The sequence below is a fragment of the Castellaniella sp. MT123 genome (assembly GCF_039614765.1).
Lineage (GTDB): Bacteria > Pseudomonadota > Gammaproteobacteria > Burkholderiales > Burkholderiaceae_B > Castellaniella.
This window is the reverse complement of sequence record NZ_CP154879.1, coordinates 22,318-34,951: the sequence shown is the minus strand read 5'-3', so window position 1 is coordinate 34,951 and position 12,634 is coordinate 22,318. Positions and strand designations below refer to the sequence as shown.

13 protein-coding genes are annotated in these 12,634 nt (G+C 63.6%); all 13 read right to left on the bottom strand.

Annotated elements, in window-relative coordinates; all coding sequences use genetic code 11:
• Positions 1 to 96: 96 nt before the first annotated feature.
• Positions 97 to 366, bottom strand: coding sequence for a DUF2274 domain-containing protein (locus ABCV34_RS00200; RefSeq protein ID WP_345797239.1), 270 nt, complete (start codon positions 364 to 366; stop codon positions 97 to 99).
• On the bottom strand, positions 363 to 1,673 hold the full coding sequence (locus ABCV34_RS00195; protein ID WP_345797238.1) for a TrbI/VirB10 family protein: 1,311 nt from the start codon (positions 1,671 to 1,673) through the stop codon (positions 363 to 365). Before ABCV34_RS00195 ends, ABCV34_RS00200 begins: the two co-directional genes overlap by 4 nt.
• A 2-nt stretch (positions 1,674 to 1,675) precedes the next feature.
• Positions 1,676 to 2,689: a P-type conjugative transfer protein TrbG gene (gene trbG, locus ABCV34_RS00190; RefSeq protein ID WP_345797236.1), complete on the bottom strand. Its 1,014-nt coding sequence runs from the start codon at positions 2,687 to 2,689 to the stop codon at positions 1,676 to 1,678.
• Entirely contained in the window at positions 2,686 to 3,390 is a 705-nt protein-coding gene (gene trbF, locus ABCV34_RS00185; RefSeq protein ID WP_345797235.1) for a conjugal transfer protein TrbF, read from the bottom strand. The genes trbG and trbF overlap by 4 nt, the downstream gene beginning before the upstream one ends.
• Positions 3,391 to 3,402: 12 nt before the next feature.
• The gene (gene trbL / locus ABCV34_RS00180) at positions 3,403 to 4,758 is read right to left on the bottom strand and encodes a P-type conjugative transfer protein TrbL (RefSeq protein ID WP_345797234.1); all 1,356 of its coding nucleotides are present in this window, start codon (positions 4,756 to 4,758) and stop codon (positions 3,403 to 3,405) included.
• A gap of 9 nt (positions 4,759 to 4,767) precedes the next feature.
• Positions 4,768 to 5,496: a P-type conjugative transfer protein TrbJ gene (gene trbJ, locus ABCV34_RS00175; protein ID WP_345797233.1), complete on the bottom strand. Its 729-nt coding sequence runs from the start codon at positions 5,494 to 5,496 to the stop codon at positions 4,768 to 4,770.
• Positions 5,493 to 7,931, bottom strand: coding sequence for a conjugal transfer protein TrbE (gene trbE / locus ABCV34_RS00170; RefSeq protein WP_345797232.1), 2,439 nt, complete (start codon positions 7,929 to 7,931; stop codon positions 5,493 to 5,495). The genes trbJ and trbE overlap by 4 nt, the downstream gene beginning before the upstream one ends.
• Positions 7,932 to 7,952: 21 nt before the next feature.
• Positions 7,953 to 8,237: a VirB3 family type IV secretion system protein gene (locus ABCV34_RS00165; protein ID WP_345797231.1), complete on the bottom strand. Its 285-nt coding sequence runs from the start codon at positions 8,235 to 8,237 to the stop codon at positions 7,953 to 7,955.
• Positions 8,234 to 8,602: a TrbC/VirB2 family protein gene (locus ABCV34_RS00160; RefSeq protein WP_345797230.1), complete on the bottom strand. Its 369-nt coding sequence runs from the start codon at positions 8,600 to 8,602 to the stop codon at positions 8,234 to 8,236. Before ABCV34_RS00160 ends, ABCV34_RS00165 begins: the two co-directional genes overlap by 4 nt.
• The gene (trbB, locus tag ABCV34_RS00155) at positions 8,599 to 9,669 is read right to left on the bottom strand and encodes a P-type conjugative transfer ATPase TrbB (RefSeq protein WP_345797229.1); all 1,071 of its coding nucleotides are present in this window, start codon (positions 9,667 to 9,669) and stop codon (positions 8,599 to 8,601) included. Before trbB ends, ABCV34_RS00160 begins: the two co-directional genes overlap by 4 nt.
• Positions 9,666 to 10,118 (bottom strand): CopG family transcriptional regulator, encoded by a 453-nt coding sequence (locus ABCV34_RS00150; protein WP_345797228.1) that lies wholly within the window; start codon positions 10,116 to 10,118, stop codon positions 9,666 to 9,668. The genes trbB and ABCV34_RS00150 overlap by 4 nt, the downstream gene beginning before the upstream one ends.
• Positions 10,115 to 12,106 (bottom strand): conjugal transfer protein TraG, encoded by a 1,992-nt coding sequence (locus tag ABCV34_RS00145; RefSeq protein WP_345797227.1) that lies wholly within the window; start codon positions 12,104 to 12,106, stop codon positions 10,115 to 10,117. Before ABCV34_RS00145 ends, ABCV34_RS00150 begins: the two co-directional genes overlap by 4 nt.
• A gap of 281 nt (positions 12,107 to 12,387) precedes the next feature.
• Positions 12,388 to 12,630: an EexN family lipoprotein gene (locus tag ABCV34_RS00140; protein ID WP_345797226.1), complete on the bottom strand. Its 243-nt coding sequence runs from the start codon at positions 12,628 to 12,630 to the stop codon at positions 12,388 to 12,390.
• Positions 12,631 to 12,634: the final 4 nt, after the last annotated feature.

The following is a 12,634-nucleotide window of genomic DNA, read 5'->3' as shown; positions in this document are numbered from 1 at the left end:
AATCATATGCCCACCAGTACACGAGACTGATCCCCCAAATGCGAACGCGCAGCCTGGAGGCTGCGCGTTCGAGAGTGCTTTCGGCAGTGACTTCGCCTACGGAGGCGTTGCTTCTCGCTGTGGTGGCTTCTGCGACACCGGCTTTGATGCTTCCCGTTTCTTGAATCCCCGATCCCCCGCCATGAACGCCTCCAGCATGTGCGGAATCAACGTCACCGCGTCCACTGATTCGCCGTAGGCTTGCGCGTGCAGCGCCGCATAGCGGTCGAGGTCGGCTTTCAAGCTGGCCGGGCATGCGAAGGTCAGCTTGATACTTTCAGTCTTGGGAAGTGGCCCAAGCCGCAGCTTCTTGATCGGCGTGCTCATCGCGATGTCCCCCTCACAAAAAACATCGGCTGGTACGGCCGCAGCACCAGATCCCGATTCACGATGACGCGCACCGGCAGACCGGGGCGCTCGGTCAGCGTCGGCTGCATGTTCATGTTGCGCCGGGTCATCTCCTGGCCGACCTGGTTCACAGAGTCCTTCAAGCTGTCGCGCCCGGCGATGACCACGCGGTCACCACCATTGCGATTCTCCGGTGCGGCCAGCTCGGCGCCGATGCCCAATAAGGTCGTAAGCGCAGCACCGGCGAACACGCGATCCCAGTGCCAGTCCACTCCATCTTCCAGACCCGCATAGCCCGCCGGATCGGTGCCGACCAGCTTGTCGAGCTGGAACGAAGACGTGTCCGGCAGGATCACCCGATTCCACACCACCTGCACGCGGCTCTGCCCATAACTCACCTGGCTGTTGTACTTGCCCAGCAAGCGCGAGCCCTGCGGGATCAGCACGTACTTGCCGGTGGCCGTGTCATAGACCGGCTCCGTCACCGTGGCGATGACATCGCCCGGCAGGTCGGATTTGATGCCCGTGACCAGCGCAGCGGCGATCACCGTACCGGCCATGACTTGATATGGCGATGTGGGCATTTGCAGAGACCCGGAATTACGGGTTTCCGTAGAACCGGCTTTGGACAGAAACGCCTCTTTCTGGTCTTGCCGGTTCTGTACCGTCGTGGGATCGGCGGGCTGTGCTGCTGTCGAGGCGGGGCCAGCGGCCATCGGATCAAAGGCGGTATTCGTGGCCAGCGCTGTGGCTACAGGCAAAGCCTGCGGCTGCGCGGTAGCAGCCACCTTTTGAGCACCTGAACGGAAGAACACGGAAGAAGCCGCCGCTTCCTCGGCCTGCTTCAAACGCGCCAGGCGCTCAATCTCGGCCGGGTCATGGCCAGGCTGCTGGTAGCCATACCCCTGCGCTTGTTGCTCGGCCTTGTGGATCGGGCCGCCCAAATCGCCCGGCAGCGGCGCGCCGAGCTGCGGCACCGCAGGAGGCAGGGTCGGCGGCAGCTTGGAGTAATCCGCTGGCAGTCGATCAAGCCCTTCCGAGCGCGATACGCGATCAACGTTGTACAACTCCTTCTGGTCGCCAGCGCCACGGTGCTGCGTTGATTGCAGCGACCAGATAGTGCCACCGAGTACGGCGGTCGCCAGCCCGCCTGCGAGGACGGCCAGCATGCGCCGGTTCAGGCGCGTCACTGGACGCGGCTGGGAGCGCAGCGTCACGTTTTCCGGGGCCACCTTGGGCGGCACGTCGGGCACCGGTGTGTCGGGGGTATCGTTCGCTTGGCTCATGGTCAGTTCCTCCGCATCCCACTCACAGTCCCATCCGTGCGCTCAATCCGCACCACGTCACCTTTGTCAGCGCCCAGGCGTAGTTCGGCCGCGCCGAATAGCCGGTCCACGATGTAGTACGGCGAACGAAAACGGTAGTTCACCAGTTGCCCATCACCTTGCGCGCCGATCACGAACAGCGGCGGCAGCTCGCCTTGTGCGATGCCGCCGGGAAACTGGATATAGACCTTCTCGCCATCGTCGAAGGCACGCAACGGTTTCCACGATGGATTGCTGCCGCTGATCGCATACCGGAAGCGAATCTTCTCCAGCGATAGGCCTGCATCCGCCGGCGCCGCTACTTGTGCCACCTGCGACTGGCGCTGCAAGGCCAGCATGCGGTCTTTCGGGTAGTCCCAGGACACCGAGGCCATCCAAGCCTTCTCGGTCGAGGTCAACTCAATCAGATAGGTGCGCCGGTTGGTGGTCACGACCAGATTGGTCTTGAGACCGCTGCGCGTAGGCTTGACCAGCACACTCACGCGCAGGTCTGCACCCGTACCGCTGGACGTGTCGCCCACGATCCAGCGCACGGTATCACCGGCTGCAACTGTCACCAGTTCCTCGCCGGGTTGGAGCGAAACCACCGTCACCCGGCCCGGACTGGCATAGACCTGGTAGAGCGCACCATCGGTGAACGGCCACACCTGGATCGCATTGACGTAGCCCTCACGGGTGGGTGCAATGCGAGCCTCCTGATTGGCGCGGGACACGCGCAGCTTCTCGTCGGCGGGTTCCGGCGTGGGCTTGTCATCGGCATGCCCCGGCAAGGGCTTCAACTGCTCGGGCAGTGGTAACGGCTGCGGGACAGCTACCACTTCCACTGGTTTGGCCGGTTCTGGCAATGGCTGCGCCTGCACCACCTCATCCAGCGTGATGGCTGGCGGTGGCGTGCCCTGTGTGGCGCAGCCCGAGAGGGTCATGGATGCGGCCGCCACAAGGGACAGCAATACGTAAATGCGCAAAGTCGGTTTCATGGTTTGGCTCCTTCGGAAGAATCAAGTTCACGGCTCCACGACAACCCATTGACGTAGATACCCAGCGGATTGCGGCGCAGCTTCTCTTCGGTGCGCGGCGCTTGCAGGACGATGGAAACGACGGCCGTCCAACGCTCCAGTCCAGCGGCTGCGCCGTTGACATAGCGCCGTTCGGTCCAGCGCACGTTGAACGACGCATCGCTGGCGCGCACGATGCTGGTGATCTGCACCGTCACCGACTCCTTGCCGACACGCGCGAACGGGTCGTTCACCCGCGCGTAGTCGTTGAGCACCGCCGCGCCGCGGTCAGTGGTGTAGTCGTAGGCATCGAGCCAGTTCTGGCGCACGACAATGGGGTCAATGGACAGCGAGCGCACCAGTGTGACAAAGCGCCCAAGGTGGTGGGCCGTCTGCGCATCATTGGGCTTGTACGGTGTGGCTGCTTCACCGACAGCGCGGACCTGCCCGCCGGTATCTACTTCCACCACGAAGGGTGTGACGATGGACTGCGCCGAGCGCCAGACCAGGCCACCCGCCATCAGCAGGGCCAGCACCAGACAACCGAAAGCCATCAGTCGCCAGTTCTTTGCTTGTACGCGGGACGAACCGATACGGTCGTCCCAGACCTGTTCGGCGGATTGATACGGGGTGGCGGGCTGCGGCGTGTCCGTATAGCGCACCAGTGGGCGTTTGAATCGCATGAGATGTTCTCCTTATGAATCCGAGGGGTCGCGCAGGCTGGGACTGCTGCCCGAGCCGCCGCCGTCTCCACCGCGCAGCGTGTGGGCAACGGTCGAGGCGGCATGGCTGATTTGCTGGCGACGATGCAGGCGCTTGGCCCACGCGGGTTGCTGGGTATCGGCGGGCGCGGCATCGGTGTCGCCTTGAGCGGTCGAACCAGCTCCGGCTCCGGCACCAGCGCCAGTCCCGGATGCCGGGGCCTCCGGCTTGATGGCCGCCGCTGCCCGGTCCTTCATGGACTTGGCTCCAGCGGCGACCTTTTGCCCCACCGATTGCGCACCCGTCTTGGCGACGTTGCCCAGGCCTGCCGCCGCGCCCTTGAGTCCGCCGCCAGCACCGTCAGAACCAGCCTGGAATGCGGATTTCGCGCTGCTGGCGGTTGAGGCCATCTTTGCGGCACCCGGTGCCATACGCGCACCGGCAGCAACGGCGCTACCGACACCGGTGGCGGCAGCACCCACGGCGACCGCTGCGCCAGCGGCACCCAAGGCGGTTCCCGCAACGGCACCGGCCCCCAATTGCGGTGCCCCGGACACCAGCCCCGTCGCAATGCCTGGCCCGAAGATACCCAGGCCCAGCATCGCCAGTGCGGCCAGCATGATGGTCAGTGCGTGGTCGATGGAGGGTTCATTCGGGGTTACCTGGAATTCGGCAAACAAGCCCGTGCCAATCCCGACGATCACAGCCAGCACCAGCACTTTGATGCCCGACGACACCACGTTACCCAACACCTTTTCAGCGAGGAACGAAGTCTTGTTCCACAATGCAAACGGCACCAGCACGAAGCCTGCAAGCGTGGTCAGCTTGAACTCGATCAAGGTGACGAAGAGCTGTACCGCGAGTACAAAGAAACTCACAATCAGCACCAGCCAGGCCAGGAACAGCACGACGATCGCGTCAAGGTTCACGAACACCTCGGGGAAGCCCGCCATGTCGCCGATCTGCTTCAGGATCGGCGCACCGGCGTCAATGCCAACCTTGGCCAGCCGCCCCGGCTGCAGGAACTCGGCCTGGGTGATCGTCGAGCCTGACGCTACCAATCCCAAACCGGCAAAGGACCGGAATACGATGCCGGCCAACAGATTGAAGTTACCGATGATGTAGGCGAAGGTACCCACATACAGCACCTTCTTGATGAGCTTGCCAATGATGTCGTCCCCGCCACCGCTGGCATGGCTCATGGCCCAGAACAGCCCGGCCAGCGTCATGTCGATCACCACCAGCGTGGTCGTCAGGAAAGCAATTTCTCCTCGCACCAAACCGAAACCGGAGTCGATGTAGTGCGAGAAGACGTTGAGGAAATGGTCGATGACGGAAACGTCGTTCATGGCATCACCTCAATTCCCGTAAAAATCAACGGTCTGCGGGTTGTACGGCGTGCCGTCACCGATAAAACGCCGCCGCACTTCGCGGGCCCGCTCCTGCACGGCAACGATGCGGGCCTGCTCCAGCGCGGTGGCGCGGTCCTGCGTGATTTGCAACTGCTGCGCCTGGATGGATTGCCGCGCCTGCAAGGCCAGTAACTGGTTGGTCGCCTGCGTGGCCTGCAAAGCGCCGACCGCCGACTGGCTGCGGTTCACCAGGTTTGTCAGCGTCTGCTCATCGGACGCGAAGTTCTGCACCGCCTGCGACTGCACTTTGGTCGCAGTGCGCAGAGCTTCGAGTGAATTGCGCCAGCGCGAACGCGCATCGGTCGCCATCTGGGTTCCCGAGGTGGAAGCGGAATACGCATCGGGGTAAAGCCGCCGGAATTCGGTCTCCATCTGCGACACGTTGAACGCCAAGCCTTGCGCCTGTTGAATGAGCTGATTTGTCGCCGACAGCGACGCACGCAGTTCATTCAACGCGCTGAAGTCCAGGCCGGTGAGGTTCTTCGCCTCGTTCATCAGCGACAGCGCCTGATTCTGGAGCTGCCGGATCTGGTTGTTGATCTGCTCCAGCGTGCGCGCGGCCGTCATGATGTTCTGGGCCAGGTTGGATGGATCAATCACAACCCACTGCGCGTGTGCGGCGGGCACGAGCGTCACCAGCGTTGCGGCGGCAATGGCGAGGATGGTCTTTTTCATGATGGGTACTCCTTTGGGGTGGATGAATAGGACGGAAAGGACGGAACAAGGTCGGCGGCCCAGTCGAGGCCGCGATGGAGCAGCCAGGCGGCTGCGAAGTCGGAAGACGGCACGGAGCGGGATACCGCGTCAATGTCACGTTGGTCCTGCGGTGTCGAGGCGCCGGCAAAGGCCAGCGTGATCGGCCCCAGGTCCAAGTCGAACAAGCGATTACCCAGCCGGGACTGGTAGTAGTAGTCGCGTTTGGGAACCGCCTCGGCCACGATCTCGATCTGGCGACGGTTCAAACCGAAGCCTTCGTAGATTGTGCGAATCTGCGGCTCGGTCGCCTGCGGATTCGGCAGGAAGATGCGGCTGGCGCAGCTCTCCACGATGGCCGGAGCGATGGACGAGTTCTGGATGTCGGCCAGCGACTGCGTGGCGAAGATGACGCTGACGTTCTTCTTGCGCAGCGTCTTGAGCCACTGGCGGATGCGCGCGGCAAACACCGGGTCGTCGAGGAACAACCAGGCCTCGTCCAGAATCAGCAAGGTCGGCGCGCCGTCGAAGCGTTCGTCGAAACGCGCGAACAAATAGCCCAGCACGGCCAGCACAGCGGCCTTGCTGTGCATCAGTTCTTCCATTTCGAAGCACTGCACAGAACCAGAGCCCAGGCGATCCGAATCCGCGTCCAGCAGCTTGCCGTGGGCGCCGCCCAGCACATAGGGCGCGAGCGCCTGGCGCAGCGCGTTGGATTGCAACAGTACCGACAGTCCGGTCAAGGTCCGCTGCTCCACCGGCGCACCCGCCAGACTCCCGAGCGCAGACCAGATGGCGGCCTTTTCTTCCGGACCGACGGTCACGCCTTCATGCAGCAACCGACCTTCCAGCCATTCGGCCGCCCAGGTGCGGTAACCCTCCTGGTCGATGCGGGCCAGCGGCTGGAAGGCGATTTCTCCATCCGTGCCCAGGTCGTAGTGCTCACCGCCCAGGCCCAAAATGGTGGCCCGCATGGAGCGCCCCATGTCGAAGGCAAAGATGCGCGAACCGGGATAGCGGCGGAACTGCATCGCCAAGGCCGCCAGCAGCACCGACTTGCCCATGCCCGTTGGTCCGACCACCAGCGTATGGCCCACGTCGCCGATATGCGTCACCAGCCGGAATGGCGTGGCGCCGTCGGTGCGCGTCACGATCAATGGTGGCCCGTCCAGATGCTCATTGCGCTCCGGCCCGGCCCATACGGCTGACACCGGCATCAGGTGCGCCAGGTTCAGCGTCGAGATGATGGGTTGCCGCACGTTGGCGTAAGCATTGCCCGGAATTGAGGACAGCCACGCTTCCACGGCGTTGAGTGTTTCCGGGATCGTGACGAAGCCACGGCCCTGGATGACACGTTCCACTCTACGCAGCTTCTCGTCGGCCGCGCCGGCATCCGAATCGAGTACCGTCACCGTCGCAGTCACATAGCCGAAGGCGACTTGATCGCTGCCCAGCTCCTGCAAGGCGGCATCGGCATCGTTCGCCTTGTTCGAGGCATCGGTATCAACCAGCGGGCTTTCCTGCTGGAAGATGGTTTCGCGCAACAGCGCCACGACGTTTTTGCGCTTGGCGAACCACTGGCGGCGCAGTCGGCCCAACTCCGTTTCTGCCTCGGCCTTGTCCATGCAGAGAAAGCGGGTGGACCATCGGTAGGCAAAGCCCATGCGGTTCAAGTCGTCCAGCAGCCCTGGCCAGGTCGAGGTGGGGAAACCGCGCACCGATGCCACGCGCAAGTGCTGGTCACCCAGCATGGGGGCCAAACCTCCCACCAACGCGGAATCGGCCAGCAAGGCATCAAGGTAGAACGGATGCTCTGGCACAGCCACCCGGTAACGCCGGGTCGAGACGGTCGCATGCAGGTAGGTCAAGGTCTGGCTGTCGTCCAGCCAGGCTATCTCCGGCATGACGCCATCGAGCAGGTCAAAGAAACGTTCTGTCTCCGAGACAAACGACTCCAGCCGTTCGCGCCAGTCCACGCCGCCCTGCGGCGTGTTCTCGTACAGCAGCTTGGCCGCGCGAGCGCGGGATTCCTCGGCGGGCAGGTACGCCAGCGTCAGGTGGTAGCCGCTCTCGAAGTGGCTGTGGTCTTCCTCGAACGAGGCCCGGCGTTCCTCGTCCACCAGCCAGGACAGTGGCTCGGGAAACGCCGAATGTGGATAGTCGGCGGCCGCACGCCGCTCGGCTTCGACGAACAAGGCCCAGCCCGATCCCAGCCGACGCAGCGCGTTGTTCAGCCGCGCCGACGTGGCGATCAGTTCGCCCTGCGTGGCGCTGTCCAGGTCCGGCCCACGAAAGCGCGCCGTGCGCTGGAACGAGCCATCTTTGTTGAGCACGATACCCGGCGCGACCAACCCGGCCCAAGGCAGCCAGTCGGCCAGCAGTGCGGGACGCTTGCGGTATTCAGCGAGATGCATCATGGTGTGTTCTCCTCATTCGCCTTACACATCCAGCAGTGGGCGGTGTTTGATATGCCGGGCGAACACGGCCATGAACTGGGGATCGAGCCGCGCACCCCAGACTGCCAGCGAATGGCCGACGATCCACAGCACCAGACCGGGAATCCACAGTTGCAGGCCCAGGCCGACGGCGGCGGCCAGCGTGCCGTTGGCAATCGCCACGGTGCGCGGCGCGCCGCCCAGCAGGATGGGTTCGGTCAGTGAGCGATGCAGCGGAATCTCGAAACCACTGGCAAAGCCCGCCGCGAATTCGTTGGGAGCGCTCATGCGACCACCGCCCCGCCCGAGAACGAGAAGAACGACAGGAAGAACGAGGAAGCGGCGAACGCAATCGACAGCCCGAATACGATCTGAATCAGCTTGCGAAAGCCACCCGACGTATCGCCAAAGGCCAGCGCCAGGCCGGTGGAAATGATGATGATGACCGCCACGATCCGGGCCACCGGCCCCTGGATCGACTCAAGAATGGATTGCAGCGGCCCTTCCCAGGGCATGCTGGAGCCGGCCGCGTGGGCCGTCGTTGCCAGACACAGCAACAGCGCGGCGAGCACGGCAACGTGCAACGCCAGCCGCAGATGCGGATTTACAGAAAAGCGGGAAGTCGAAAAAGTGGTGTGTACGGTGTACGTCATGGCAGTTCTCCAGGGGTGGTTGAGGAAGGGAGCGAAATGGTTGGAAGCGGCGGCTGTAGCAAAGGGAATGGCGGTGCCAGGGCTTCGTCGAGTTGGTAGCCGTGGCCGTCGAAGCCGACCACGCGGGCGATGGTCTGGACATGGCGGGCGCGTCCGCGCCCAGCGATGAAGACAACGACATTCACCGCCTCGGCGATCAGCGCACGCGGCGGTGTCAAGGCGACTTCGAGGATCAGTTGTTCCAGGCGTAGCAGCGCACCGTGGGCGGAACTGGCGTGGATGGTGGCGATACCGCCAGGGTGCCCGGTGCCCCAGACCTTGATCAGGTCCAGGGCTTCGCCGCCGCGCACTTCACCGACGATGACGCGATCCGGCCGCAGGCGCATCGTGGCCCGCACCAGTTCGGCCATCGACACCACGTTGGCCCGCGTGCGCAGCGATACATGGTCGCGGGCGGCACACTGAAGTTCCACGGTGTCTTCGAGGACCAGCACCCGGTCGCCGGTGGCGGCAATCTCGGCCAGCAACGCATTGGCCAGCGTGGTCTTGCCGGTGCTGGTGCCCCCAGCAATCAGAATGTTCTGCCGCTCACGCACTGCGTGGCGCAGAAATTCGGCTTGTTCCTCGGTCAGGATGCTGTCGGCGACATAGCGCTCCAGACCAATGATGCTCACCGCGCGCTTGCGCAAGGCGAAGGCCGGTCCCGGCGCAGCCGGTGGCAGGATGCCCTCGAAACGTTCACCCGTTTCCGGCAGTTCGGCGGTCAGCAATGGCTGGCCGCGATGCACTTCGGTGCCAACATGGGCGGCAACCAGCCGGATGATGCGTTCGCCATCGGCCTCGGACAGCTTGACGCCTGTAGGCGAGCGGCCCGACGACAGCCGATCAATCCACAAGGAGCCGTCCGGGTTGAGCATGATCTCCACCACGTCCGGGTCTTCCAGTGCGGCGGCAATCAGCGGCCCCATCGCCGTGCGCAGCATGCGGATGCGCCGGTCCAGCGATGTGGCGGCGGATGACGGCGGCTTAAGCTGCAACTCGGGTGGCAACTTCGGGACGGCGCTCATGCCCCGTCCTCCTGCATGGCCGCTTCTGGCAGCCGCGCGGCATCAGGCTGGATTTCTTCGTAGACCTCCTTGACCAGACTGCGCCCGCGCAGCACATGGCGACCAAGCTGTTCGACGAACTGCTCGAAGCGGGCCTTGCCCTGGGCCTTGGCGGCTTCCTGATGGGCCTCCGGTACCGGCGTGCTGACGGTGAGGTAGTAGCGGACGTACAGCGCCATCGTCTCGATCAAGATGTTCTGGTCACGCTCCAGACGCTCGAATTGACGCGACAAGCGATCCAGCCGTTTGGCCGTTGCCGCCTCGCGTTGGTCGCCCGCGTCCGGCGATAGCCAGGACGCCAGTGCCGCCGCGACGATGGAGGACTTGGAGACGCCTTTCTTGGCGGCCAGTTCGTCCAGGCGCTTGGCGTGGTCGGGTTGAATGAAGAGATTCAAGCGAGCTTGGGTCATAGCTGGATTCCGTCGTCAGGGTCGAGGGCTGCCAGCCGCGCCGTGCGCTGCAAGCGCGGGTCGAACTGGGATGGGAGGGGAAGCGGCAAGTCGTCGTCATCGAGCAGCGACAGGTCGCTGGCCGACTGATCGAGTTCGGGGCTGTAGGTGGCAATCTCGGACAACTCCGGCTGCTGGCGGGGGCCGCCGTCATCGGCTGATTCACCCAGTCCAGCCGTGGCGGACGTGGCTGGCGTCGTGGGGATCGCCAAGGCACTCCAGTCGTCGGCGCGCGCTGCAGGCACGTCGGCGTAGCGACCCAGCATCAACGTGGGCGGCGGCAGTACGCGCCGCTTGAAGTTGGCGTCAAGGTAGTAGCGCAGCTTCTTCGCCTTGATTGGCGCATGGCCGGAGACCATCACCACCGATTCATCGGGTGGCAGTTGCATGACTTCGCCTGGGGTCAACAGTGGCCGCGCTGTCTCCTGGCGCGACACCATCAGGTGGCCCAACCATGGCGCCAAACGATGGCCCGCATAGTTGCGTTGCGCGCGCAGCTCGGTGGCGGTGCCCAGTGTCTCGGAGATGCGTTTGGCCGTGCGTTCGTCGTTGGTGGCGAAGGTCACGCGCACATGGCAGTTGTCCAGAATCGAATGGTTCTGGCCGTAGGCCTTGTCAATCTGGTTGAGCGACTGCGAAATCAGGAAGGCACGCAAGCCGTAGCCGGCCATGAAGGCCAGTGCCGATTCAAAGAAGTCCAGACGGCCCAGCGCCGGAAACTCATCAAGCATCAACAGCAGCTTGTGCTTGCGTTCCACGCCATCAGAACCATCAAGCGACTCAGTGAGCCTTCGACCGATCTGGTTCAGGATCAGTCGGATCAGCGGCTTGGTGCGGCTGATGTCCGATGGCGGCACCACCAGGTACAGCGACACGGGATGTTCGGCAGAGATCAGGTCGGCGATGCGCCAGTCGCAGCGCGACGTGACTTCGGCCACCGTGGGGTCGCGGTACAAACCCAAAAAACTCATGGCCGTGGACAGCACACCCGAACGCTCGTTGTCGCTCTTGTTGAGCACTTCGCGCGCGGCCGATGCAACGACAGGATGGGTGCTCGTGCCCAGGTGCCGCGTGCTCATCATCCGGTGCAAGGTCACCTCGAACGGGCAAGCCGGATCGGACAGGAAATTGGCGACGCCACGCAGCGTCTTGTCTTCACCCGCATAGAGCACATGCAAGATCGCGCCGACGAGCAGCGCGTGCGAAGTCTTCTCCCAATGGTTGCGCCGCTCCAGCGCACCTTCGGGATCAACCAGGATGTCGGCGATGTTTTGCACATCGCGCACTTCATGCGCGCCGCGTCGCACTTCCAGCAGCGGGTTATAAGCGGCGGACTTGGGGTCAGTGGGGTTGAACAGCAGGCAGTGCGAGAAGCGCGAACGCCAACCTGCGGTGATGTTCCAGTTCTCGCCTTTGATGTCGTGGATGACTGCGGATGCAGGCCACGACAACAGCGTCGGCACTACCAGACCCACGCCTTTGCCCGAGCGTGTAGGCGCGAAGGTCAGGACGTGTTCCGGTCCTTCATGGCGCAGATACTGGTTGTCATGCAGACCGAGGAAGACACCGGCCGGGTCGGTCAGCCCGGCCTTGCGGATTTCCTTTGCATCGGCCCAGCGTGCGGAGCCGTAGGTAGTGACCAGCTTGGATTGCCGCGAGCGCCAGATCGACATACCGATGGCGACCACCATGGCAACCAGGCCACCGGCGCCAGCGATCGCACCACCCGTGTTGAAGATATGCGGCGCGTAGGCGTCGAAGACGAACCACCACTCGAACAGCCGCCAAGGGTGGTAGATCGGCGTACCGAAGAAATCGAACCAGGGAGTGCCGAGGCGTAGCTGGTAGCCCAGTGCAGCGGCGGTCCATTGTGTGGCGCCCCACACGCCGGCGATGACGATGCCAAACACCGTCAGCACCTGACCGAACAGCACACTGGTCCCTTGCATTCTGACCTCCGAATTTCTCCTGCACGTCGCGCACAAAGACGTGCCGCAGACGCGAGGTTCGGTGTCAACTCAGTGCCGGTCAAAGACCGTTATCGGCACAATCAAAGGAGAAAAAGAAAGATTTCCAGCAGGGGCGTAGACAGGAAAAACGCCGCAAGCGGATGCGCGCTGCGGCGTGTATGACGATTTTTGAAGGATTTTTTGCCGACGTGAAGAATTGGCACGTATGGAGCCATGTAACGGGCATTGACCGGCGCAGAGTCGCTATCTGCGTGAAGCGATCAGTTCTTCGGGGCCGGCTCGGGCGTGTACGGTGTGCCGTTACCCATGAAGCGCTTGTGCGTGGCTTCTGCCACGGCATTGCACAGCGCCTCGCCCAGCTTCGCGCGATCGGCCTTGCACTGCATGCGCAGTTCCTTTAACCGCTCGGGGTTGGCGGCCAGTGATTCGACCGTATCCGTGGGCGCGGACTGGCCGCAGGCGGTCAGCAGCACCGCGAGCATCAGGGCAGTAATCATCTTCATGGCA

Coding starts and splice junctions, on each gene's coding strand:
- ABCV34_RS00200 (WP_345797239.1), bottom strand. CDS start 366: ATGAGCACGCCGATCAAGAAGCTGCGGCTTGGGCCACTTCCCAAGACT.
- ABCV34_RS00165 (WP_345797231.1), bottom strand. CDS start 8,237: ATGAGCGCTCCCAACGAATTCGCGGCGGGCTTTGCCAGTGGTTTCGAG.
- ABCV34_RS00150 (WP_345797228.1), bottom strand. CDS start 10,118: ATGACCCAAGCTCGCTTGAATCTCTTCATTCAACCCGACCACGCCAAG.
- ABCV34_RS00160 (WP_345797230.1), bottom strand. CDS start 8,602: ATGACGTACACCGTACACACCACTTTTTCGACTTCCCGCTTTTCTGTA.
- ABCV34_RS00145 (WP_345797227.1), bottom strand. CDS start 12,106: ATGCAAGGGACCAGTGTGCTGTTCGGTCAGGTGCTGACGGTGTTTGGC.
- trbL (WP_345797234.1), bottom strand. CDS start 4,758: ATGAACGACGTTTCCGTCATCGACCATTTCCTCAACGTCTTCTCGCAC.
- trbJ (WP_345797233.1), bottom strand. CDS start 5,496: ATGAAAAAGACCATCCTCGCCATTGCCGCCGCAACGCTGGTGACGCTC.
- trbG (WP_345797236.1), bottom strand. CDS start 2,689: ATGAAACCGACTTTGCGCATTTACGTATTGCTGTCCCTTGTGGCGGCC.
- trbB (WP_345797229.1), bottom strand. CDS start 9,669: ATGAGCGCCGTCCCGAAGTTGCCACCCGAGTTGCAGCTTAAGCCGCCG.
- trbE (WP_345797232.1), bottom strand. CDS start 7,931: ATGATGCATCTCGCTGAATACCGCAAGCGTCCCGCACTGCTGGCCGAC.
- ABCV34_RS00195 (WP_345797238.1), bottom strand. CDS start 1,673: ATGAGCCAAGCGAACGATACCCCCGACACACCGGTGCCCGACGTGCCG.
- trbF (WP_345797235.1), bottom strand. CDS start 3,390: ATGCGATTCAAACGCCCACTGGTGCGCTATACGGACACGCCGCAGCCC.
- ABCV34_RS00140 (WP_345797226.1), bottom strand. CDS start 12,630: ATGAAGATGATTACTGCCCTGATGCTCGCGGTGCTGCTGACCGCCTGC.